Origin of the sequence: Streptomyces camponoticapitis (genome assembly GCF_014646115.1) — a bacterium.
In the GTDB taxonomy this organism is placed as follows: domain Bacteria; phylum Actinomycetota; class Actinomycetes; order Streptomycetales; family Streptomycetaceae; genus Streptomyces; species Streptomyces camponoticapitis.
The window spans coordinates 163,542-187,534 of sequence record NZ_BMMV01000006.1 but is presented as its reverse complement, the minus strand read 5'-3'; the positions used below and the strand labels follow the sequence as shown (position 1 = coordinate 187,534).

Below are 23,993 nucleotides of genomic sequence, written 5' to 3'. Positions count from 1 at the left end.
GATCCGTGACATCCGCACCCGACATCCTCATCGTGGGCTCCGGGCTCGGCGGCGTGGCCGCCGCCCTCGCCGCCTGCCGTGCCGGACGCACCGTCGTCCTCACCGAGGAGACGGACTGGATCGGCGGGCAGCTCACCTCCCAGGCCGTCCCGCCGGACGAGCACCCGTGGGTCGAGCAGTTCGGCACCACCGCCTCGTACCGCACACTGCGCGAGTCCATCAGGGACCACTACCGCCAGTGGTACCCGCTGCGCTCCGAGGCGCTGGCCCTCACCGATCTCAACCCCGGCGCGGGCCGCGTCAGCAAGCTCTGCCACGAGCCGCGCGTCGCGCTCGCCGTGCTGGAGGCGATGCTCGCGCCGCACCGCTCGTCGGGCCGGCTCACCCTGCTGACCGAGCACCGCCCGGTCGCCGCCGAGGCGGGCGACGACGACACCGTACGGTCCGTCACGCTCACCGACCTGCGGGACGGCAGCCGCCGTACGATCAGCGCCCGTTACGTGATCGACGCGACCGAGACCGGCGAACTGCTCGAACTCGCGGGCGTGGAGCACGTCATCGGCGCCGAGGCGCGGAGCGAGTTCGACGAGCCGCACGCCCCCGATGAGGCACAGCCCCTCAACCAGCAGGGCATCACGGTGTGCTTCGCGCTCTCCCACCACGAGGGCGAGGACCACACCATCGAGCGCCCGGCCGACTACGACTTCTGGCGCACCTACCAGCCGGACTTCTGGCCCGGACCCCTGCTCGGCTTCCTCGCGCCGGACCCCCGCACCCTTCAGGCCGTACCGCGCACCTTCGTGCCCAACCCGGACCTCGACCCGCTCGACGTCACCGCCGACCAGTCGGCCGACGCGGGCGACAAGGAACTGTTCGGCTTCCGCCGGATCCTCGCCCGCAAGCTGCACCGGCCCGGCGCGTTCGACTCCGACATCACCCTCGTCAACTGGCCGCTCAACGACTACTGGCTCAAGCCTCTGACAGGCGCCGGTGAGGAGACGTCGGCCGCCGCGCTCGCCGAGGCCCGCCAACTGTCGCTCTCGGTCCTCTACTGGCTCCAGACCGAGGCGCCGCGCGCCGACGGCGGCAGGGGATTCCCCGGCCTGCGGCTGCGCCCCGATGTCACCGGCACGGCCGACGGGCTCGCCAAGGCGCCGTACGTACGGGAGTCACGCCGTATCAAGGCCGTCACCACCGTCACCGAACACGATGTTGCGATCGACATCGTCGGACCGTACGGCGGGACCCGCTACCGGGACTCCGTCGGCGTCGGCAACTACCGCATCGACCTGCACCCCTCGACCGGCGGCGACAACTACATCGACATCGGCTCGGTGCCCTTCGAGATACCCCTCGGCGCGCTCGTACCGCGCCGCGTCCGCAATCTGCTGCCCGCCGGAAAGAACATCGGCACCACCCACATCACCAACGGCTGCTACCGGCTCCACCCGGTGGAATGGAACATCGGCGAGGTCGCGGGCGCGCTGGCCGCGCACTGCGTCGCCGAGGGCGTCGAACCGCACCAGGTCCAGGCCGAGGACAAGCGGTTCGACCGATTCGCCCGGCTGCTCGACCGCGAAGGAGTTCAGCGCCACTGGCCCGACGTACGGGGCTACTGACGACCCCAGCTACTGACGACACCCAGCGACACGGGGCGGAACAGCCGGGCAGGAGCAGCTCCACCTGCCCCGCCCGGCCTACCGCCCGCACCATGCCAACTGTGCACAAGGAGGTGCCCAAGCCATGAACACCCACCGCATCCGCGTCGGCATCGACGTGGGCGGAACCTTCACCGACGCCGTGGCCGTAGACGCCACGACCCTGCGACTCCTGGGGCAGGTGAAGGTCCCCACCAGCCACCATCACGAGGACGGCGTCGCCCACGGCATCGTGGAAGCTCTCGACCGTCTGCTGGAGCAGACCGGACACGCCCCGGAGGACGTGGCCTTCCTGGCCCACGGCACCACCCAGGCTACCAATGCCCTGCTGGAGGGCGACGTCGCCACGGTCGGTCTGATCGGTGTCGGCGCCGGACCGAGCGCCGGGTTCACCCGCAGGCTCGCCGCCTTCCGGAAGCTCGAACTCACCCCCGGCAAGCGGCTTCCGCTCGCCTACGCGCATGTCGCCGACCCGGACGACGCGCCCGCCGTGCGCGCCGCCGTCGACGCGGTCGTCCGCGAGGGCGCCCAAGTCGTCGTCGCCAGCCAGCCGTTCAGCGTCGACCGCCCCGAGGGCGAGGACACGGTCGTCGCCGCCGCCAAGGAGCGCGGACTGCCGACGACCGCCGCGCACGAGATCACCTCGCTCTACGGGCTCCACAAGCGGACCAGGACCGCCGTCGTGAACGCCGCGATCCTGCCCCGCATGCTCGCCACGGCCGACCTGGTCGACGCGTCCATCACCAAGGCGGGTGTGAGCGCGCCGCTGATGGTCATGCGCTGCGACGGCGGAGTGATGTCACTGGACGAGATGCGGCGCAGGCCGCTGCTCACCGTGCTGTCCGGACCGGCGGCGGGTGTCGCGGGCGCGCTCATGCAGGAGCGCATCAGCGAGGGCCTGTTCCTGGAGACCGGCGGCACGTCCACCGACATCAGCGTCGTACGGCGCGGCAAGGTCGCCGTCCGGCACGCCACGATCCTCGGCAAGACGTCGTATCTGTCGGCGCTCGACGTCAGGACCGTGGGTGTCGGCGGCGGCTCGATGGTCCGTATCGGCGGCGGAAAGGTCACCGGCGCCGGACCGCGCAGCGCGCACATCGCGGGGCTGCCGTACGCCTGCTTCGCGGCCCTGGACGATCTGCGGGACGCGAAGGTCGCCACGATCCGGCCGATGGAGGACGACCCGGCGGACTACGCGGTGCTCGACGCCGCCGGCGGACGCTTCGCTATCACCATGACCTGCGCGGCCAACGCGCTGGGCCGGGTCCCCGAAGGCGACTTCGCCCACTGCGACCCGGCGGTGGCGAAGGCCGCGATAGCCCCGCTGGCCGCCGCGCTCGGCACCGACGTCGCCACGGCGGCGGCCCGTGTCCTGGACGCGGGGACCGACCAGGTGAAGTCCGTGGTCGACGCGATGATCCGGGACTACCGCCTGGACAAGGACACCGCCGTGCTCGTCGGCGGTGGCGGCGGCGCGGCCTCCGTCACCCCGCACCTCGCGGCGGTCACCGGCCAGGAGGGCAGGATCGCCCGCCACAACGAGGTGATCAGCCCCATCGGCGTCGCCCTCGCCCTCATCCGCGAGCAGGTCGAACGCATCATCCCCGGCGCCGGCCAGGAACAGATCCTCGCCGTACGGGCCGAGGCCGAGGCGGCCGTCGTCGCCCAGGGCGCCGCCGCGGACGGCGTCGAGGTGGAGGTCACCGTCGACCCGCAGACCAGCACCGTGCGGGCCGTCGCGACCGGCGCCACCGAGCTGCGTACGCAGGACCGCGCCCACCGGGCCGACGACGCCGACCGGCTGCGCGCGGCCGCCGACAGCCTCAAGACCGACCCGGCGTCGGTGCGGGTGCTCGCGGGCACCCCCGCGCACACCGTGTACGGCACCGACGTGCACCGCCGGTTCCGCGCGGACCGCCACCCGGTGCGCGTCGTGGACGCCGACGGGGTCGTACGGCTCCACGCGCCGGACGCCCGCGTCGAGTCCACCACCGTAGGCCGGGCGCCCGAAGTACTCGCCGGGCTGGTGGGGGAGGCCACGTCGTACGGCGACGGCGGCGTCCGCGCCCCCGCCCTGCGGCTGCTCATCGGCTCCCGGATAGCCGACCTCTCCGGCGTACTCGACCCGCAGCCGCTGCTCGCGCTCGCCCGCAGCGAACTGGGGGCACGCGCGGCCGACGAGCCGGTCATCGCCGTACTGGAGGTGCGCTCATGACAGCCACTCTGCTCGACCGCCCCACTCTCGCGGCGATCGAGGCACTCGAAGCGGCGGACGACGTCGAGTTCGGCCTCCGGCTGCTCGCGAACACCCCCACGAACGAGAGCCGTGACCCCGCCCTGCTGCGCCAATGGGCGCGCACCGCCGACGAGTTCGGCGCCGCGCTCGCCCATGTCGCCCCCACGGCACGGGTCGTGGAGAGCGGCGACGGCCTGGAGAGGGGCCTGCTGGCCCGGTACACCTCCCGGCCGGTCCCGACCGTCGAGCTGTTCACCGACACCCTGGCCCTCGCCGAGGAGCTGATCGACCGGCTCGGCTGGCGCCACTGGTACCCGGCCGGATCGGTACGGGAAGCGGCGATCGCCCACGAGGCGGTGCACGAACAGCTCCACCACGGACCGGCGAAGGCCGCCCTGAAGCGTTCCCTCGGCCATGTCGTGCTGCGCGCGGGACGCCACCGCCTGTACGGCCATGTCGCGGGCGCCGACGAGATCGCCGCCCACGCCTACGCCCGCACGGTCTGCGGCCTCGGCCGCAGCCCGCTCCTGCTGACGGCCGCCCTGGCCACCGCGGCCGATCCGCAGCAAGGCTCCCCGCACGGAAGAAAGAAGTAACGCCATGGGCGTCGTCATCCTTCTTGTCATGGCGGCCGGTGTCGCCGCGATGCTCACCCGCAGGCTTCCCACCGCCTTCGCCCTCGTCATCCTGGCCGTTGTCATCGCCTTCCTCGCGGGGGCCCCGCTGACCGGTGAGAACAGCGTCCTGGACACGGTCATCCAGGAGGGCGCGCCGGCCCTCGCCGCCACGATGATCGCGATTCTGCTGGGTTCCTGGCTCGGCAAGCTCCTCGACGAGACCGGTATCGCGGGCACCCTCGTCCGCAAGATCGTCGAGTTCGGCGGCGACCGGCCGGTCGTGGTCGCCCTCGGTGTCCTCGCCGTCTCCACCCTGGTCGGTACGGTCACCGGCTCCGCCCCCGCGGCGATGCTCGCCGGCATCATCGGTATCCCCGCCATGATCGCCGTCGGCATCCCCAAGGTCACCGCGGCCGGCACGATCCTGATGGGCATCGCCGCCGGTATGCCGTTCGAACTGCCCATCTGGCAGTTCTTCTCCACCGCGCTCGAACTGCCCGTGGACACCGTGCGCGGCTTCATGATGAAGCTGTTCCCGTTCGCGCTGGCCGCCGCGATCCTCTTCGTCCTCATCGAGACGCGACGACGCGGTGTCGAACACGCCTGGTCGCTCAAGTCCGCGTCGGCGAAGCCCGCTTCGCGCCGCAAGCAGCTCGGCGACGCCCCGTGGTACGCGCTGCTCACCCCGCTCGTACCGCTGATCCTCGCCCTCGGATTCGACATCGCGATCCTGCCGTCGATGCTGGCCGGTGTGCTGTACGCGCTGGTCACCACCACCCGACCGGGCGAGATGAGCAAGCGGCTGCTGCGCACCCTGTACGGCGGCTTCGAGATCGCGGCGGCGCCGATCGTGCTCTTCATCGCGATCGGCATCCTGCTCGCCGCGGTGAAGCTGCCCGGCGCCGTGGAGGCCCTGGAGCCGCTGATCAAGGCCGTCAGCCCGCAGAACCCGGTGCTGTTCGTCGTGGTCTTCACCCTGCTCGTACCGCTCTGCCTCTACCGCGGGCCGCTGAACGTCTACGGGCTCGGCGCGGGTATCGCCGGTGTCCTCATCGCCGCCGGCATCTACCCCGCCGTCGCGGTTCTCGGCATCGCCACCTCCTACAACCAGGTCTTCGGTGTGTCGGACCCGACCAGCACCCAGACCGTGTGGAGCGCGCAGTACGCGGGAGTCACACCGCAGCAGGTGATGCTGCGGACCCTGCCGTACGTCTGGGCCGTCGCCCTCGGCGGATTCTGCGTCACCGCCGCCACCTATCTGTGATCTCTCAACTCCCCGGGACGGAGCACGACATGACACAGCACGAGAGCGACCCGAAGCGGCACGTCGGCGACAGCGGCGAGCCGGGCAACCCCGGCCGGCGGATATTCCTGCGCGCCGCGGCCGCGACCGCCGCGGTGGCTTCCGGTGTGGCGGCCACCGGCCTGACGGCCGGGAGCGCGAGCGCCGCCGGCGCGCCGGCCGCCGCCGCACCCGGCGGATTCCCCGACTACCGCTATCTGAAGACGCTTCTGACGCCCTCCCAGCTCAAGTACAACCCCACCGGGGAGATCATCTTCCCGTGCGTCCGGGGCGTCTACGACAAATTGGCGAACCCGCTGGGCCGCTACTACCTCTACTACGGCCCGCACGACGCGCCCGGCGGTATCTGCCTGGCCTACGGCGACTCGCTGGAGGGGCCGTTCACCGAGTACACCGCGAACCCGATCGTCTCCAACAACTGGCAGCCGCACTACAAGGTCAGCCACGTCGCCTCGCCGCACGTCCTGTGGAACGAGGACGTCAAGGAGCTGTGGCTCTACTTCCACGGCGAGAACGGCACCACCCGCCTCGCCCGTTCCAAGGACGGCATCACCTTCACCTACGACAAGGTGGTGCTCACCACCGCGATGATGCCCGCGGGCAGCAGCGAGACCTCGTACGCGCGCGTCTTCCGGCACGACCTGCCCTCGCGCGGCGCCCGCTACGTCATGCTCTTCATGCTCAACAACCAGTCCAACCACCGTGACATCGCCTGGGGTTGGTCGAAGGACGGCCGCGACTGGACGTTCGACCAGCAGCCGCTCGTCCGCCATTCCGACGTCGGCGCGAACAACATCGGCGGCCCGCATCTGCTCAGCCGGGACGGCAGCACGTACGTCGTCTACAACACCAGCAAGGAGAACGGCGGCAATCTGCTGATCACCGAGGTCGGCGACGACTTCAGCCGCCGTCATCACCTCGGTCTCTTCTACGACTCGGCCAACACCGCCCCGGACAACGGGCGCAGCGCCTCGCCGAGCTTCGGTACCGACCGGGGGGTGCCGTACATGATCTACGAGGCCGGTGAGCGCCTCCAGGGCTCGATCGCGGTGGCACGCGCCTGACCCACCCTCGCCGGACGGGCCGTGGACAGGCCCGTCCGGCGAGCCGGGACAGGGCCGTCGTACCGTCTGGGGAGGCCCGGCCGAGGTGACCGGGCCCGGCACCGAACCAGGAGCACCCTTGTCCAGTTACCGTCAGCCCGGCGTCGTCCTCAGGGACCACCGCTTCTCCGTACCCCTCGACCACGCGAACCCGTCGGGGGAGCGGATCGAGCTGTACGGCCGCGAGGCCGTCGCCGCGTCCAAGGCCGACGCCGATCTGCCCTGGCTGCTCTATCTGGAAGGCGGCCCCGGCTTCGGCGCCCGCCGTTTCATCGGCAAGCAGGCGTGGCTCGGCCGGGCCCTCGAAGAGTTCCGGGTGCTCCACCTCGACCAGCGCGGCACCGGATTCTCCACCCCGCTCAACCGCCAGACCCTCCCGGCGCTCGGCGGCCCGCGGCAGCAGGCCGACCACCTCGCCCTCTTCAGGTCCGACAACATCGTGCGCGACTGCGAGGCGATCCGCCCGCAACTGACCGGCGGCGCCCCGTGGACCGTGCTCGGCCAGAGCTTCGGCGGGTTCTGCGCCGTCCGCTATCTCTCCACCGCGCCCGAGGGCCTGCGCACCGTACTGATCACCGGCGGTCTGCCCTCGCTCGACGCCGGGCCCGACGACATCTACCGCGCCGCCTACCCGCGGATCGAACGCAAGGTCGCCGCCCACTACGCCCGCTATCCGCAGGACGTCGAGCGGGCCCGCCGTATCGTCGACCACATCGCCGAGCACCGCCCCGTCCTGCCGAACGGCTACAGGCTGACGCCCGAGGGGTTCCAGTCGCTCGGCATCCTCCTGGGCACCGGCGACGGCACCCACCTGCTGCACCAGCTGCTGGACAACGCGTTCGTGAGGACAGCGGCCGGGTACGAACTGTCCGACGCCTTCCAGGAGAAGGTGGCCGCGGAGCTCTCCTTCGCCGGGCACCCCCTGTACGCACTCGTCCACGAGGCGATCTACGCCCAGGACGACCACCCCACCGCCTGGTCGGCCGAGCGGGTACGCGCGGAGTTCCCCCGCTTCGACGCGGAGCGGGCACTCGCCGGGGACACCCCGCTGCTCTTCACCGGCGAGACGATCCACCCCTGGCACTTCACCAGCGACCCCTCGCTGCGCCCGCTGCGCGAGACCGCCGAACTGCTGGCCGCGCGCACGGACTGGCCCGCGCTGTACGACCGCAGCCGACTGGCCACCAACGAGGTCCCGGTCGCCGCGGCCGTCTACCACGACGACATGTACGTCGACACCGGCCACGCGCTGGAGACGGCGCGTGCCGTCCGGGGGCTGCGCACCTGGGTCACCGACGAGTACGAGCACGACGGGGTCCGCGTCTCGGGCCCACGGGTGCTCGACCGGCTCCTCGGCCTGGCACGGGGAGAGATCTGACGAGCGCGGCGCACGGGCCGCTCGCCGCCCCGCCGGACCGTAATCTGCGGACATGACTGAACCGACCGGACAACTCGATCCCATGCCCGCCGACTGGCAGCGCGCCCTCGCCGTGGTCGCGCACCCCGACGACCTGGAGTACGGCTGCTCGGCGGCCGTCGCCGCCTGGACCGACGAGGGGCGTGAGGTCACCTATCTGCTCGCCAGCCGGGGCGAGGCCGGCATCGACACGATCGACCCCGTGGACGCCGCCCCGCTGCGCGAGCGCGAACAGCGGGCGAGCGCCGCGGTGGTCGGCGTGTCCGAGGTGGTCTTCCTGGACCACGAGGACGGTGTGATCGAGGAAGGAATGGCCCTGCGCCGCGACATCGCGGCGGCCATCCGCCGCTACCGTCCGGAGCTCGTCATCACCCTCAACCACCGCGACACCTGGGGCGGCGTCGCCTGGAACACCCCGGACCACCGCGCCGTCGGGCGCGCCACGCTCGACGCCGCCGGAGACGCGGGGAACCGGTGGATCTTCCCCGAGCTGACGGAGCGGGGGCTGGACCCGTGGGACGGCGTGCGCTGGGTGGCGGTGGCGGGATCCGACACCCCGACGCACGCCGTCGACGCGACGGCCGGGCTGGAGCGCTCCGTACAGTCCCTGCTCGAACACCGCACCTACATCGAGGTGCTCACGGACGAGGACCCGGAGACGTACTGCCGTACGTTCCTCACGGCCAACGCGGAGAGGACGGCGGCGCGCTTCGGCGGCCGGCCGGCGGTGCCGTTCGAGGTCTTCGGCCGCTGACTGGAGGGCGAGGCCCGGAGCGGCGCGCTCTCGCGCCGACTCCGCGGCCGGCCCGGTCGGGCCGGCGAACGGCTCCTCGCAGAGCTGTTCCCAGGAGACAAGCGACCGCTTAGTATGCGGGTGAGCGCGTACCGACCCTCATCTGTGGAGGCCCCCGCATGCAGGCATGGCGAGTGCACCGGAACGGCGAGCCGGGCGAGGTGATGCGCCTGGACGAGGTGGACCGGCCGACGCCGGGGGACGGACAGCTCCTGCTGAAGGTCCTGGCCGCCGGCATCAACTTCCCCGACGCGCTGCTCTGCCGGGGCCAGTACCAGGTCCGCCCGCCGCTGCCCTTCACGCCCGGCGTCGAGGTCTGTGCCGAGACCGAGGACGGGCGGCGCGTCATCGCGACCCCGGCACTGCCCCACGGCGGACTCGCCGAGTACGTCGTCGCCGACGAGGCCGCCGTACTTCCCGCGCCCGACGCCCTCGACGACGCCGAGGTCGCGGCCCTGCACATCGGCTACCAGACGGGCTGGTTCGGCCTGCACCGCAGGGCGCGCCTCCAGGCCGGCGAGACGCTGCTCGTGCACGCCGCCGCCGGAGGTGTCGGCAGCGCGGCCGTCCAGCTCGGCAAGGCCGCCGGCGCCACCGTCATCGGCGTGGCCGGCGGCGAGGAGAAGGTGCGCGTGGCAAGGGAGTTGGGCTGCGACCATGTCATCGACCGGCGCACCGACGACATCGTCGCCACCGTGAAGGAACTCACCGGCGGGCGCGGCGCGGACGTCGTGTACGACCCGGTCGGCGGTGACGCGTACACCAAGTCCACCAAGTGCGTCGCCTTCGAGGGCCGCATCCTCGTCATCGGCTTCGCGAGCGGCACGATCCCGAGCCCCGCGCTCAGCCACGCGCTCGTGAAGAACTACTCGCTCGTCGGCCTGCACTGGGGCCTGTACAACCAGAAGGACCCCGCCGCGGTCCTGCGCTGCCACCAGGAACTGACGGAACTCGCCGCCAAGGGTGTCGTCAAGCCGCTCATCGGCGCGCGCGTCCCGATGGCGGACGCCGCGTCGGCCGTCCAGCGCGTCGCCGACGGCACGACCACCGGCCGTCTCGTCGTCCTCCCCGCCCTCGGATCGGGGGCGAGCGACTGATGAACGCCATCGACGCGGCCGAACTGCGCCGCCGGACCGGGGACTTGCTCGCCGCGCACCCACCGGGCGGCACGGAACCGACCGATTTCCTGAAGGCCCGCTTCGACGCCGGACTCGCCTGGGTGCACTTCCCGGCCGGTCTCGGCGGACTCGACGCCCCGCGCTCCCTCCAGTCGGTCGTCGACGCCGAACTGGCCGCCGCGGGCGCCCCCGACAACGACCCGCGCCGTATAGGCATTGGTCTGGGCATGGCCGCTCCCACCGTCCTGGCCTTCGGCACCGAGGAGCAGAAGCGCCGGTTCCTGCGGCCCCTGTGGGTCGGCGAGGAGGTCTGGTGCCAGCTCTTCAGCGAGCCGGGCGCCGGATCGGACCTCGCGGCGCTCGGGACCCGCGCGGTACGGGAGGGCGGCGGGGACGGTGACGGCGGTGACGGCGGTGACTGGATCGTCAACGGGCAGAAGGTGTGGACATCCAGCGCCCATCTCGCACGCTGGGCCATCCTGATAGCCCGGACCGACCCCGCCCTGCCCAAGCACCGGGGCATCACCTACTTCATCTGCGACATGACCGATCCCGGCGTCGAGGTCCGGCCGCTGCGCCAGATAACCGGCGAGGCCGAGTTCAACGAGGTCTTCCTCACCGATGTCCGGATCCCCGACGCCCACCGGCTCGGCGCGGTCGGCGACGGCTGGAAGGTCGCCAGGACCACGCTGATGAACGAACGCGTCTCGATCGGCGGCGCCCGTCTCCCGCGCGAGGGCGGCATGATCGGCACGGTCTCCCGGACCTGGCGTGACCGCCCCGAACTGCGCACCCATGAGATGCACCAGCGCCTTCTCACACTCTGGGTGGACGCCGAGGTCGCGCGGCTGACCGGTGAACGGCTGCGCCAGCAGCTCGCCGTGGGACGGCCGGGACCCGAAGGCTCGGGCCTGAAGCTCTCCTTCGCCCGGCTCAACCAGGAGATCAGCGGACTCGAAGTCGAACTGCTCGGTGACGAGGGCCTGTTGTACGACGACTGGACGATGCGCCGCCCGGAACTGGTCGACTTCACCGGCCGCGAGGCCGGCTACCGCTATCTGCGCTCGAAGGGCAACTCCATCGAGGGCGGCACGAGCGAGGTACTGCTCAACATCGTCGCCGAACGCGTCCTTGGTCTGCCCGCCGAGCCGCGCGACGACAAGGACGTCGCATGGAAGGACCTCACCCGATGAGCACCGTGGATGACTCGCCCGACCTGCTGTACTCCGAGGCGGAGGACGATCTGCGCGCCGCCGTACGGTCCCTGCTCACCGGCCGCGGCGACATCCCCGCCGCGCTCGCCCGCGCCGAGTCCGGCGTCCCGTACGACACCGCGCTCTGGACGTCGCTCGCCGCCGGGATCGGCGCGGCCGGGCTGCTCGTACCGGAGGCGCTCGGCGGGCAGGGCGCGAGCCACCGCGAGGCGGCCGTGGTGCTGGAGGAGCTGGGCCGGGCGGTCACGCCCGCGCCGTATCTGACCAGTTCGGTGATCGCGACACAGACGCTGCTCGCCTGCGCCGCGGATGACCGCGACGGGGGCGCGGCCAAGTTGCTCGGCGCGCTGTCCGAGGGCCGTACGGTCGCCGCTCTCGCCGTCCCGCTCTCCACCGGACCCGACGCGCCGCTTCCCAACAGCCGACCGGGGGCGGCGATCGGGGCGGTCGCCGACGCCGCGGTCGCGGATGTCCTGCTCGTCCTCGGGGACGACGGGCTGTACGTGGTCGAGACGGCGGCGCCCGGCGTCACCATCGGCGCGCAGACCCCGCTCGATCTCACGCGCCCGCTGTCCACCGTCACCGTGGATGCCGCCGCACTCACCGCCGGGACCCGCATAGCCGGCGCGGACACCGCCGAGGCCGCCGTACGCCGCGGACTGCTGGCCGGTGCCGGACTGCTCGCCTCCGAGCAACTCGGCCTCGCCGAATGGTGCTTGGAGGAGACCGTGCGGCACACCCGCGAACGGCACCAGTTCAACCGGCCCGTCGGCTCGTTCCAGGCGCTCAAGCACCGGATGGCCCAGCTGTGGCTGGAGGTCGTCTCCGCCCGCGCCGCCGCCCGCAACGCCGCCGACGCGCTGGCCACCGACAGCCCCGGCGTACCGCTCGCCGTTGCGGTCGCCCAGGCCTACTGCGGCCGGGTCGCCGTGCACGCGGCCGAGGAGTGCGTCCAGCTCCACGGCGGTATCGGCATGACCTGGGAGCATCCCGCCCATCTGTATCTCAAGCGGGCCAAGTCCGATGAGATCGCGCTGGGTTCGGCCGGATCGCACCGCGAAAGGCTCGCGGCGCTGACCGGCCTGCAAGCGCCGGGCGCGCCGACGGGCTAGTTCCTTCCGCCGGTTCCACCGGCATACCACCTGGACAAGCCCCCCTTTGCGTACTGTTTAATTGCGACTCGTTCGCAATAACGGTTGATCTTCAGTAGGGGTGTGGAATCCATGACCGACCGTTCCATACGTGGCACGGTCGCGGCGGCGCTGGCCGGTTCGCTGGCCCTCACCGCCGTGGCCTGCTCGAACCCGGAAAGCGGCTCCGGCGACGGCGGCGGGGACCAGGAGTCCGCGGTCGTCGGGATCGCCTACGAGCCCGACAGCCTGAGCCCGCTGCTCGGTTACGGCAAGGACGGCAACTCCAAGCTCTTCGACGGACTTCTCGCCGTCGACGGCTCCATGAATCTGAAGCCCGCCCTCGCCTCCGCGCTCCCCGAGGTCGCCGCGGACGGCATGACCTACACCTACCAGCTGCGCGACGACGTGAAGTTCAGTGACGGCAAGCCCTTCTCCGCGGCGGACGTCGTCTTCACTTACCGCACCATCCTCGACGCGAAGACCAACAACCCCTCCAAGTCCGAGCTGGCCGCCATCAAGGACGTCACGGCCAAGGGCGAGAGCACGGTCGTCTTCACCCTGAAGTACCCCTACGCGCCCTTCGCCCAGCGGACCGTGCTCCCCATCGCGCCGGAGCACGTGGCGGGCAGGCAGGACGTCAACTCCGGTCCGTTCACCAGCAAGCCCGTCGGCACCGGGCCGTATCTCCTGACCAACTGGTCCAAGGGCGAGAAGATCAGCCTCAAGGCCAACCCGGAGTACTGGGGCGGCGAGCCCAAGGTGAAGAAGTTCACCATGGCGATCATCAAGGACGACGACGTACGCGCCACCCGGCTGCGCGCCGGTGACCTCGACGGCGCGATCCTGCCGCCCAACCTCGCCAAGGGCTTCGGACACGACAAGGGGAAGCGCACCTACACCGCCACGTCGTACGACTACCGCACCGTCACCCTGCCGACCCACAACAAGGTCACCGGCGACAGGGCCGTACGCCGCGCGCTCGATGTCGCCGTCGACCGCGACACCATGGTCGACAAGATCCTCGACGGCGCGGGCAGAGCCGCGTACGGCCCTGTCCCCACCGACAGTGAGTGGTTCACCAAGGGCACCGAGCGCCCGCACGACCTCGCGGAGGCGAAGCGCATCCTCGACGAGGCGGGCTGGAAGACCGGCCCGGACGCCATCCGTACGAAGGACGGCGTACGCGCGAGCTTCCCGCTCTGGTATCTGACCGGCGACAAACTCCGCCAGGACCACGCCCTCGCCTACGCGTCCGACGCCAAGAAGGCCGGCATCGACATCAAGACCCAGGCCGGTACGTGGGAGGTCATCGAGCCCCGGATGAAGGTGGACGCCGTCCTCGCGGGCGGCGGGGCGCCCGGCGACCCGGACTTCGACCAGTTCAGCCTCCTCAACTCCGGCCTTGCCGGTGACGGCTTCAACAACATGGCCTGGTACGACAATCCGGCCGTCGACAAGGCTCTGGACGCCGGTCGTGAGAGTGGGGACAAGGCCGCGCGGAAGGCCGCGTACGACACCGTCCAGCGCGAACTGGTGAAGAACCCCGGCTACACCTTCCTGACCCACATCGACCACATCTATGTCGTCGACGACACTTGGGGCACCCTCACCACCCAGGTAGAACCGCACGACCACGGCCTCGCGTCCGGCCCCTGGTGGAACGTCGAGCACTGGGCCCGCACGCCGTGAGCCGCCGCCTCCCGTGGGGGGCGATGGCCCGTATGACGGGGCGGCGGCTGCTGTTCGCCGCCCCGGTCCTGCTGGTCGTCACCTTCGGCGTCTTCGCCGTCGCCGCCGCCTCCCCGTTCGACCCCGTCAAGGCGTACGCCGGCACCGCCGGTCTCACCGCCTCGCAGGAGACCCTCGACCAGCTGCGCGCCAACCTCGGCGTGGACCAGGCACTCGTCCCGCGCTGGTGGGAGTGGCTGACCTCGGCCGTCACCGGCGACCTCGGCGAATCAGGCGTCATGCGCCGGCCCGTCGCCGAGGTGATCACCGAACGCCTCGGCTGGTCCCTGCTCCTGGCCACCACCGCGTTCCTCCTCGCGATCCTGCTCGGTACGGCGCTGGGCGTGGCCGCGGCCCGCCGCCCCGGCGGCCTGCTCGACCGCTGCGTCAGCACGGTCGCGTACACCCTGGAAGCCGCCCCGGTGTTCTGGCTCGGGCTGCTCGCCATCTGGTTCTTCGCGCTGCGGCTCGACGTCCTGCCGGCCGGCGGTCTCACCGACTCGGGGAGCGACATCGTCACCTTCGGCCAGGTCACCTCACATCTGGTGCTGCCGGCGGCCGTGCTCGGTGTCTCACAGAGCCCGTGGTTCTACCTCTACGTACGGCAGGGTGTCGCGGACGCGCTGGAGGAGGACCCCGTACGCGGGGCGCGCGCCAGGGGGCTGAGCGAGCGGACCGTGCTGCTCGGACACGCCTGGCGATCCGGGATGCTGCCGATGCTCACCCTCATCGGCTCGCGCGTGCCCGAACTCATCACCGGGGCGCTGCTGATCGAGACGGTCTTCAGCTGGCCGGGGATCGCCGCGGCCACCGTCGAGGCGGCGACCTCCGTGGACTTCCCGCTGCTGGCGGCGCTCACCGTGCTCGCCACCGCGGCCGTACTCCTCGGCAATCTCCTCTCCGACCTGCTGTACGGACTCGCCGACCCGAGGGTGGGCTTCGATGGCTGACACCACAACGCTGACCGCACCCAAGGCGGCGGACGACGGCGCGCGATGGCGCTCACGCGGACGCAGCCGCCGCTCGACCCGTACCGTCCGCGCCGTCACCTCCGCCGTGATCGTCGCCGCCGTGGCACTGGCCGTTCTGATCGTCCCGCCCGTCGCCCAGCTCGACCAGCAGGCGGTCGATCTCGCGCTCAAGCTCCAACCGCCGTCCCTCGACCACCCGTTCGGCACCGACGACGTCGGCCGCGATCTGCTTCTGCGCTGTGTGTACGGGCTCCGCGTCTCGCTCCTCGTCGGACTGGTCGCCGCTCTCGTGGCCACCGTCATCGGCACGGCCGTGGGGGCGGCGGCCGCGGCCTTCGGCGGCTGGACCGACCGGATCGTCATGCGGCTCGTCGACACCTTCTCGTCGGTCCCGCACCTGCTCCTCGGCATCTTCATCGTCGCGATGTTCCGGCCCGGCGTCTGGCCGGTGATCGTGTCGGTGGCGCTGACGCACTGGCTCTCCACCGCCCGGATCGTCCGCTCCGAGGTCCTGTCACTGCGCTCGCGGCCGTATGTGGACGCCGCGGTCTCCGGCGGCTCCTCGCGGTGGCGGATCACGGTGCGCCATCTGCTGCCCGGGGTGCTGCCGCAGGCGGGGCTCGCCGCCGTACTGATGGTGCCGCACGCCATGTGGCACGAGTCGGCGCTCTCCTTCCTCGGCCTCGGACTGCCCAGCCACCAGGCGAGCCTCGGCAATCTGGTGCAGACGGCGCGCGGCTCGCTGCTCGCGGGCGACTGGTGGCCGACGCTCTTCCCCGGGCTGTTCCTGATCGTCCCGACCCTCGCCATCGCCGGGCTCGCCGGGGTGTGGCGGGAACGGATCAATCCGCGCCGCCGATCGGAGCTGATGCTGTGACCACCCCCGAGCCGCCCGCGCCGTCCCCCCTGTCGTCGCCCCTGCTGTCGGTGCGCGGCCTCGGCGTCCGCTTCCGGATGCGGGGCGGCAGGCATGTCGCGGCCGTCACCGACGCCGGCTTCGACCTGGCCGCGGGGGAGTGCCTGGCGCTCGTCGGCGAGAGCGGCTGCGGCAAGTCGGTGCTGGCGTCGGCGCTGCTCGGGCTGCTGCCGGGCAACGCGCAGACCACCGGGTCCGCCCTGCTGGCGGCGCGTGGGCCGGCCGGGGAAGTGGACCTGCTGACCGCCGACGAACGGACCCTGGCCCGTACCGTACGGGGTCGGCGTGTCGGGCTCGTACCGCAGAGCCCGGCGGCGCACCTCACTCCCGTACGCACCGTGCGGTCCCAACTGGCGGAAGTCCTGCGCGAGTTGACAGGTGTCCGGGGACCGGCGCTCGCGAAGGCCGTCGAGGCCGCGGCCGCACGCACGGCCTATCCCTCCGACCACCTCGACCGCTATCCGCACGAGCTCTCCGGCGGCCTCGCGCAGCGCGCCGCGACCGCCCTCGCGCTGATCGGCGACGCCCCGCTGCTGCTGGCCGACGAACCGACCACCGGACTGGACCGCGAGTTGGTCGACCGTACGGCGGACGAACTGCGCCGCCACACCGACGACGGCCGAGCCCTGCTGATGATCACCCACGATCTGGCGGCGGCCCAGCGGATCGCCGACCGCGTCGCCGTCATGTACGCGGGCCGGATCGTCGAACTCGCCGACGCCGACAGTTTCTTCGGCGGCGACGGTCCACGCCACCCGTACGCGCGCGGGCTCCTGGACGCCCTGCCGGAGCGGGAGTTCACCGCCATCCCGGGAACGCCGCCCGAGCTGGGCGATCTCCCCGACGGCTGCGCCTTCGCCGCCCGGTGCCCGCGCGCCACCGACATCTGCGCCACGCTGCCCGTCCTCACACCGGGTCACGGCTCGTCCGTCGCCTGCCATCACGCGGAGGAGCGCGTCGATGCTTGAACTCCTCGGCATCACCGCCGGTTACGAGCCCGGTGCCCCCGTCGTCAGGGGCGCTTCCGTCACCGTGGCCCCCGGCGAGTCGGTGGGGCTCCTCGGCCCCAGCGGCTGCGGCAAGTCCACCCTCGCCCGGGTCGCCGCCCTGCTGCACCGGCCCGACGCGGGCACCGTCACCATCGACGGCACCCGCGCCACCGGCTGGCGCCACCGCGCCCCGAAGGCGCGGCGGACCGCGATCGGGGTGGTCTTCCAGCAGCCCCGGCTGGCGGCCGACCCCCGGCTCAGGCTGACCGACCTGATCGCCGAACCCCTGCGCGCGGGCGGCCGGCGCGCCGAAGTGACCGGCCGCGTGGGCGAGTTGGCGCGGACCGTCGGGCTCACCGACGACCTGCTCGGCCGCAGGCCGCACGAGGTCAGTGACGGTCAGCTCCAACGTGCCTGTCTCGCCCGCGCGTTGGTGCTTCGCCCGCGCTGGCTGGTCTGCGACGAGATGACCGCCATGCTCGACGCGTCTACCACGGCGGCGCTGGTCACGGTGGTCGAGGAGTACCGGCGCGCGGAGGGTGCCGGACTGCTGGCCGTCGGCCACGACCGGGTGTTGCTGGAGCGCTGGTGCGACCGTACGGTGCGCTGGACGGAGATCGCCGAGGCCGTCTGAATCGCAGCCGTCGGGTGGTCGAACTCTTCGTAAGACCCTGCCCCTTGAGGCAGGTGGCGGCGGATACTCGGCTGGGTCCTTCCGGTCGATCTATCCGGGCCCCGCCATGATCGACCGGAGAGGGCCTCGTCCCCGCCCCACAGATCTCGGAGGCATCATGGCCCTCACGACCCGACGCAGAGCGGTGACCACCATCGCCGCCGCGTTCGCCGGAGCAGTCGCCGTCCCCTCGTACGCGCAGGCGGCGGAGCGCGGCAACGGCCCTCGGCCGCTGCGCCGCGCCCACGCGCACAACGACTATCTGCACGAGCGTCCCCTCCACGACGCCCTGTCGCACGGTTTCACCAGCGTCGAGGCCGATGTCTTCCTGGTCGACGGCGAGCTGCTGGTCGCCCACGAGCCCGCGACGCTCGACCCCACCCGTACACTCCGCTCGCTCTACCTCGACCCGCTGCGTGACCGCGTCAGGGCCAACGGCGGCGCCGTGTACCGGGGTTACCGCCGCCCGGTACAGCTGCTCATCGACATCAAGACCGACGGCGCGGCCGCCTATCTGGAGCTGCACGACCAACTGCGCGCCTACCGCTCCATCCTGAGCACCTACTCCCACGGCGGGGTACGGCACGGGGCCGTCACTCCGGTCATCTCGGGCGACCGCGCCGCCCGCGTCCCGATGGAGGCCCAGCGGACCCGCTACGCCTTCTACGACGGCCGGCTCGAAGACCTCGGCAGCGCCGCGCGCGCCTCGTTCATACCGCTCATCAGCGGCAACTGGACAACGAGCTTCACCTGGCTGGGAGTCGGCGCCTTCCCCGCCGCCGAACGCGTCGAACTGCACCGTGTCGTCCGGACCGCCCACCGCCGTGGCCAGCGTGTCCGGTTCTGGGCGACTCCGGAGGTGGCCGGGCCCGCCCGCGACGCCGTCTGGACCGAGCTGCTCGACGCGGGCGTCGACCACATCAACACGGACGACCTCGCCGGACTGGAGAGCTTCCTCACCAAGAACGACCGGTAGCCGGTAGTCGGCGGGCAAGTCAACCGGTAGTCAACCCGTACGGCCTACACGCCAGTTGCTCGCACAGCCCCTCCGCTCCGCCAGACTGACGGCCGAATGCCGCAATTCCGGCGCGGCGGAGGAGGTTGGCGATGGCCATTTCGATCTCACTGGTCCTACTACTGCTGGTACTCACCGTGATCTTCGTCCGCAACAGCGGACTCAAGCTGGGGCACGCGATCATCTGCGTACTGCTCGGCTTCTTCCTCGCGGGCACCAGCATGGCACCCACCATCCAGGACGGCATCGACTCCACCGCGAACGTGGTGAGCAGCCTTCAGCCGTAGTCCACAGTTCGTCGTCCCCGGTCAGAAGACAGCTGGGCGGCCGGGCGGCCGTGAGTCGGTGAATTACCATCAGATATTTTATGGGGCGGTATTCCGTGGGGCATGAAGTGGTGCTATTTATATAGGAGTCCATGACCCCACTCATCGGAGAAGTCTTCGTGCGCTCAAAAAGACCACTCATCGCCGCTGTTCTGGCAATGGTCGTAGCCGCGACGGTCGCCCCCACAGCGACCGCGGCACCGAAGGCGGACGGCAAGTACGTGGCCATCGGCGACTCCTACGCGGTCGCCCCCGGTACGCGTACCTACGACAATCCCGACGACCCCTGCCGGCGCGGTCCGCTGACCTACCCCCGGCTCTGGGCCGCCCAGCACCCGTCCGTCGGTTTCGTCGAGGCCTCGTGCTCCGGCGCGACCACGGCCGATGTCGTCAGCACCCAGATACCGCAGCTGACCGCGGACACCACGCTGGTGACGGTGCAGGTCGGAGGCAACGACGTCGGTTTCGTCGATGTCCTGACCAACTGCATCCTCACCATCGACGACCAGGACTGCATCAACGGCGTCGAGCTCGCCAAGCAGGCCGCCACCGGTGCGCTGTCCCCCGCGCTCGCCCAGACCTACGGCGCGGTGCGGGCCGCCGCGCCGTCGGCCGAGGTCGTCGTCGTGGGCTACCCGCGGCTCTACAAGATCGGCGGTTCCTGCGGAATCCTCGGTCTGAGCGACGCCGAGCGTTCGGCCATGAATTCCGCGGCCGACGTACTGAACGACATCATGGCGAGCCGCGCGGCGGAGGCGGGATTCACCTTCCTGGACCCCCGTCCCGCATTTGACCCGCACGCCCTCTGTTCGGATGGTTCGGAATGGGTCACGAGCCTGGAATGGAACAAGATCAATGAGTCCTACCACCCGAATGTGGAAGGACACAGGGACGGTTATCTGGCAGCCCTGAATTCCATTACCGGCTGATCGGACCGCACTGATCGAGAATAACTGAACCACTGAGAACGGGTGAGGGCATTTCCGCGAACGAGCGGAATGCCCTCACCGCATTTCACTGAATCACCGGCACCGGATCCTCCACGGGTCCGCCCGCACCGGCGCCGCCCGATTCGTCGCCGTCGTTGCCGTCTTCGCCGTCGTCGCCGACCAGCATCTGCGAGGCGGCCAGTTCGCGGTACAGCACGTCGGCCTCGACCAGTTCCCGGTGCGTTCCCGTGCCGCGTACCCGGCCGTGTTCCAGCACCACGATCTGATCCGCCCCCGTCACCGTCGAGAGCCGGTGCGCGATCAGCAGCACGGTGCAGCGCCGCGCCGCCTGCTCGACCGCCTCGCGCAGGGCCCGCTCGAAGCCGCTCAGTGCGCCGGACCGCCCGCCGTCGAGCGGAATCGTCCGGTGGGGACGGTCCCCGAGTACGGCCGAGACCAGGCGGCTGAGCACCCGGCCGGGCCCGACCTCGGCGAAGACGCGGGCACCGGCGGCGTACATCGACTCGATCTGCTCGGCGAACCTGACCGGCGAGCCGATCTGGGCGGCGAGCCCCGCCCGTACCCCCGCGGGGTCCGCCGGATACGGCTCGGTGGTGCGGTTGGCCCACACGTCGAACACGGGCGGATAGACGGTCAGTGCGTCGAGTCGTTCGGCGAAGGCGTCACCCGCGCCGGCCAGCAGCGGGCTGTGGAAGGCGCACGCCACCTGGAGCGGTTTGACGGAGTGGCCCGCGTCGCGCAGCCGCGCGACCGCCGCGTCCACCAGCTCGGTCGGGCCCGAAATGACCGTCTGGGCGGGCGAGTTGCGGTTCGCGGCCACGACCTCCCCGCCCAGGCCTGCCAGCCGCAGCACCTCTTCCACCTGCTCGGTCGACGCGGTGACGGCGGCCATCGTGCCGGGGTCGCCGCCCGCCGTGCGGGCCAGGATCGCCTCGGCGCGCTCGGCGCTCGCGGTGATGACGTCCTGCGAGGAGAGGGCGCCGGCCACCCCGAGCGCGACGAGTTCGCCGTAGCTGTGGCCCGCCGCCATGGCCGGGCGTACACCGACGGAGGCGAGCAGTTCGGCGGCGGCGAGTTCGACCATGCCGAGCGCGGGCTGCGCGACGGCCGTGTCGGTGATACGGGCCAGCTGCCCGGCCTTCCCCTGCTCGCCGAAGGCGGCCGGCGGGTGGGGGATGCCGGCCCAGCGCGCGCCGAGCTGAAGGTAGCGCTGCAACTCGGGGAAGGCGACGAAGAGTTCGGCGAGCATGCCCGGACGCTGACTGCCCTGGCCGGGGAACAGGAACGCCAGTTTCCCTGTCGCGTCACCGGCCCTCCCGTCGGACCTGCCGGAAACACCGGCGCCCGGCGCGCCGGCGACCCCGTCGGCCGCGTGGATCCCCGCCTCCGGAGCGTGCTCCCCCTCGGCGGCGCGCTTCAGCAGCTCGGGCAGGTCGGCGAGGCTGTCCGCCACCACGGCGATCCACACCCGCTCACCGCGGACCGCCGCCCGGTCGCTGCGCCGTGCCGCGCTACGCGCGTAGTCGCGGAGCCTCCACCGGCCGCCCTCGCGCAAGAGGTCGCCGAGGGCCCGCACCGACCGCCTGGCCGCCTCGGCGTCCCGGCCCCGGAACGTGAAGAGTTCGGCCGGCCACGCGTCAAGGGAATGCGCAGGTGGTGCCTGTGTGTACGCGCGTAGAACGACGTGGAAGTTGGTGCCGCCGAATCCGAAGGCGCTGACCCCCGCGACCCGCTCCGCCGGCTCCACCGCCCACGGCGCCGCCGCCGTGTGGAAGACGAACGGGCTGCTCTCCGCCTGCCAGGCCGAGTTGGGCTCCTTCAGATGCAGGGTCGGCGGCTTCACACCGTGGTACAGCGCCAGGGTGGCCTCGGCGACCGTGCTCCAGCGCTCGGCGAAGGACGCCGCGAGGAAGGCGTCCTGCCCGAGCGGGACGAACTGGGTACGGAGATCGTCCGAGCCGATCCTGGCGATGAACTCGGTTTGATCAGAGGGGAGTTGAGGGGCACCGGGGCCACGGCGGCGCAGCACGCGCACCCCGTGGTGCAGCACCGTCTCCGATCCGTCGAGCCCGGCCAGCACGCCGGTGAGCTCGGTCGGCAGCCCTGCCTCGTCGAACAGCGCGAGCTGGCTGTCGAGTACGACACCGGCCGCGCCTCCTGCGACGGTGGCGGCGGCGGTGTGGGGACCGATACCGCCGAAGGCCCAGGTGGGCAGGTCAGGGCGGGTTCCGCGAGCACCTGCTGGAGGAGGACGAACGTGCTCAGCTCGCCCGCGCGTCCACCGCTCTCCGACCCGCGCACGATCAGTCCGGTGGCGCCGGCTTCGGCGGCGGTCAACGCCTCGGCCAGGCTGGTGACCTCGGCGAGGACGCGGCGGCCGGCGAACTCGGCGGGCGACCTCGCGGGGTCGGCGAGCAGCACCGTATCCACGAGTTCGGGCAGTTCGCGGGCGGCGGCCGAACAGCCTTCAGGTATCCGGACGCCGAACGGCACAGCGGACCAGCGGCAGGTGCGGTCGAGCAGATCGACCACTTCTCGGGGGTCACCGGTGGGCAGTTCCAGCACACCGACCGCGCCGGAGGCGGCGGCGGAGGCGGTCAGGCGTGGGGACGGTCGTTGCAGGGGGTTGAGCGGATGACCGAATGCGGCAGGGAAAAATCGTTGGACCAAGCAGGTCCGGGAGTCCGCATGAACTCTCCAGGTGCGGGGGGCAGTTGTGGGGATTCGCAGTTAAGTGGCCGCGCTTCCCCAGAGTCAACCGATCACAGAGAGTGGTCATCCCTGTTTGTCGAACGTATGTACGGCTTTGGCGCGGGGTGGATTCAGGCGGACAGGGCGTTGGGGGGCGTTTTTCATCTGCGTCATCCGTGGATCGTGTCGCCGATATCGACATGACATGCGCCTGGAACGTCGGGGGCTCGTACGCGCCGGAAGCTGTGTCCCAGATCACAATAACTTTCTCGATGGGTGTCCGGTTCCGGCCTTATGGCTACGGAGTGTGAGAAGAATCCGGTCGGCGGACCTGTTGACCCCGGCGCATGGGTTTCGGCACTTCAGCGGCGCGAAATGGCTGTTCATGGCCCTTCCGGAGACCTTCTTTCGCAGCGTACCGACGCTCAATGTCCAGTGAGAGACGAAAGATTGGCAACGGAGCGCAGCCGAGAACCCCTGTCAAACCAGCGCAAAGCGCGACCTCACGTTCTGCCGCCCCCGAGCGTCTACGTACCGAACGAGAACGTCGCAGGAGAGGGAGACCGACATGGACCCGCGTACTCACACCCGTCACGCGCTCGTGGAGACATCGCTGGGCGGCCTGACGGTCGTCGCGTCGGGGGACGAGATCATCGGTCTCTACTTCCCGCACCACTGGTACATGCCGTCCGAGGCGAGCCTGGGCAGGCGCGTCGACGTCCAGGACGACGCCCTGCTCACCCGGGCCGCGACCCAGCTCGGCGAGTACCTCGACGGCGACCGGACGACGTTCGACCTGCCGACGCGGACGAACGGGGACGCGTTCCAGGAGAAGGTCTGGGCGATGCTCCGGGAGATCCCGTTCGGCGAGACCACGACCTACGGCGAACTGGCCGAACGGCTGGGGCACTCGCGCAGTCGGTGGGCCAGGCGGTGGGCCACAACCCGATCTCCATCATCGTGGCCTGCCACCGGGTGGTCGGCAGCAACGGGAAGCTCACGGGCTTCGCCGGCGGCCTTGAGCGCAAGCAGCGGCTGCTGGAGATCGAGGAGCCGGAGACCGTGAAGGCGGCCAGGCTCTTCTGAGACCGGATCCGGACGCGGTGCCGGTACGGAGCCCGTACACACGAATCCGTACGCCC

The 23,993-nt window shown here is 71.3% G+C and carries 19 protein-coding genes and 1 pseudogene; 19 read left to right on the top strand and 1 reads right to left on the bottom strand.

The window, feature by feature from the left end; translation table 11 throughout:
- Positions 1–5 precede the first annotated feature (5 nt).
- The 18 genes from IEY79_RS11585 (at position 6) to IEY79_RS11500 (ending at position 20,139) form a co-directional block, all read left to right on the top strand.
- Positions 6–1,619 (top strand): FAD-dependent oxidoreductase, encoded by a 1,614-nt coding sequence (locus IEY79_RS11585; RefSeq protein ID WP_189107317.1) that lies wholly within the window; start codon positions 6–8, stop codon positions 1,617–1,619.
- Between the two features lie 124 nt (positions 1,620–1,743).
- Complete coding sequence (locus tag IEY79_RS11580) at positions 1,744–3,873, top strand: hydantoinase/oxoprolinase family protein (RefSeq protein WP_189107316.1); 2,130 nt, start codon at positions 1,744–1,746, stop codon at positions 3,871–3,873.
- Positions 3,870–4,490 (top strand): hypothetical protein, encoded by a 621-nt coding sequence (locus tag IEY79_RS11575; RefSeq protein WP_189107315.1) that lies wholly within the window; start codon positions 3,870–3,872, stop codon positions 4,488–4,490. The genes IEY79_RS11580 and IEY79_RS11575 overlap by 4 nt, the downstream gene beginning before the upstream one ends.
- 4 nt (positions 4,491–4,494) lie before the next feature.
- Positions 4,495–5,775, top strand: a complete 1,281-nt coding sequence (locus IEY79_RS11570) for a TRAP transporter large permease subunit (RefSeq protein WP_189107314.1) — start codon at positions 4,495–4,497, stop codon at positions 5,773–5,775.
- A gap of 29 nt (positions 5,776–5,804) precedes the next feature.
- The gene (locus IEY79_RS11565) at positions 5,805–6,878 is read left to right on the top strand and encodes a glycoside hydrolase family protein (protein ID WP_229700809.1); all 1,074 of its coding nucleotides are present in this window, start codon (positions 5,805–5,807) and stop codon (positions 6,876–6,878) included.
- Between the two features lie 118 nt (positions 6,879–6,996).
- Positions 6,997–8,295, top strand: coding sequence for an alpha/beta fold hydrolase (locus IEY79_RS11560; protein ID WP_189107312.1), 1,299 nt, complete (start codon positions 6,997–6,999; stop codon positions 8,293–8,295).
- Positions 8,296–8,347: 52 nt separating this feature from the next.
- Complete coding sequence (locus IEY79_RS11555) at positions 8,348–9,088, top strand: PIG-L deacetylase family protein (RefSeq protein ID WP_189107311.1); 741 nt, start codon at positions 8,348–8,350, stop codon at positions 9,086–9,088.
- 158 nt (positions 9,089–9,246) lie between these two features.
- A complete protein-coding gene (locus IEY79_RS11550; RefSeq protein ID WP_189107310.1) occupies positions 9,247–10,224 on the top strand; it encodes an NADPH:quinone oxidoreductase family protein in 978 nt (325 codons plus the stop codon).
- A complete protein-coding gene (locus tag IEY79_RS11545) occupies positions 10,224–11,438 on the top strand; it encodes an acyl-CoA dehydrogenase family protein (RefSeq protein ID WP_189107309.1) in 1,215 nt (404 codons plus the stop codon). Before IEY79_RS11550 ends, IEY79_RS11545 begins: the two co-directional genes overlap by 1 nt.
- Entirely contained in the window at positions 11,435–12,571 is a 1,137-nt protein-coding gene (locus tag IEY79_RS11540; RefSeq protein ID WP_189107308.1) for an acyl-CoA dehydrogenase family protein, read from the top strand. Before IEY79_RS11545 ends, IEY79_RS11540 begins: the two co-directional genes overlap by 4 nt.
- A gap of 111 nt (positions 12,572–12,682) precedes the next feature.
- A complete protein-coding gene (locus tag IEY79_RS11535) occupies positions 12,683–14,281 on the top strand; it encodes an ABC transporter substrate-binding protein (RefSeq protein ID WP_189107307.1) in 1,599 nt (532 codons plus the stop codon).
- A gap of 23 nt (positions 14,282–14,304) precedes the next feature.
- Complete coding sequence (locus IEY79_RS11530) at positions 14,305–15,270, top strand: ABC transporter permease (protein ID WP_189107306.1); 966 nt, start codon at positions 14,305–14,307, stop codon at positions 15,268–15,270.
- Positions 15,263–16,168: an ABC transporter permease gene (locus IEY79_RS11525; protein ID WP_189107305.1), complete on the top strand. Its 906-nt coding sequence runs from the start codon at positions 15,263–15,265 to the stop codon at positions 16,166–16,168. Before IEY79_RS11530 ends, IEY79_RS11525 begins: the two co-directional genes overlap by 8 nt.
- Positions 16,165–17,175, top strand: coding sequence for an ABC transporter ATP-binding protein (locus tag IEY79_RS11520; RefSeq protein ID WP_229700808.1), 1,011 nt, complete (start codon positions 16,165–16,167; stop codon positions 17,173–17,175). Before IEY79_RS11525 ends, IEY79_RS11520 begins: the two co-directional genes overlap by 4 nt.
- Positions 17,168–17,830: an ABC transporter ATP-binding protein gene (locus IEY79_RS11515; RefSeq protein ID WP_189107304.1), complete on the top strand. Its 663-nt coding sequence runs from the start codon at positions 17,168–17,170 to the stop codon at positions 17,828–17,830. Before IEY79_RS11520 ends, IEY79_RS11515 begins: the two co-directional genes overlap by 8 nt.
- Before the next feature lie 157 nt (positions 17,831–17,987).
- On the top strand, positions 17,988–18,845 hold the full coding sequence (locus tag IEY79_RS11510) for a phosphatidylinositol-specific phospholipase C/glycerophosphodiester phosphodiesterase family protein (RefSeq protein ID WP_189107303.1): 858 nt from the start codon (positions 17,988–17,990) through the stop codon (positions 18,843–18,845).
- A gap of 131 nt (positions 18,846–18,976) precedes the next feature.
- Positions 18,977–19,171, top strand: coding sequence for a hypothetical protein (locus IEY79_RS11505; protein WP_189107302.1), 195 nt, complete (start codon positions 18,977–18,979; stop codon positions 19,169–19,171).
- A 131-nt stretch (positions 19,172–19,302) separates the two neighbouring features.
- Positions 19,303–20,139 carry an SGNH/GDSL hydrolase family protein gene (locus IEY79_RS11500; RefSeq protein ID WP_189107301.1) on the top strand — a complete coding sequence of 279 codons (837 nt, stop codon included), beginning with the start codon at positions 19,303–19,305 and terminating at the stop codon, positions 20,137–20,139.
- Positions 20,140–20,224: 85 nt separating this feature from the next.
- Here the strand turns inward: IEY79_RS11500 and IEY79_RS37320 are convergent, their stop codons facing one another.
- The gene (locus IEY79_RS37320; RefSeq protein WP_308426662.1) at positions 20,225–22,240 is read right to left on the bottom strand and encodes an acyltransferase domain-containing protein; all 2,016 of its coding nucleotides are present in this window, start codon (positions 22,238–22,240) and stop codon (positions 20,225–20,227) included.
- Between the two features lie 1,179 nt (positions 22,241–23,419).
- Between IEY79_RS37320 and IEY79_RS38375 the strand changes: the two are divergent.
- Positions 23,420–23,937: pseudogene (locus tag IEY79_RS38375) on the top strand (methylated-DNA--[protein]-cysteine S-methyltransferase).
- The last annotated feature ends 56 nt before the right edge of the window (positions 23,938–23,993 follow it).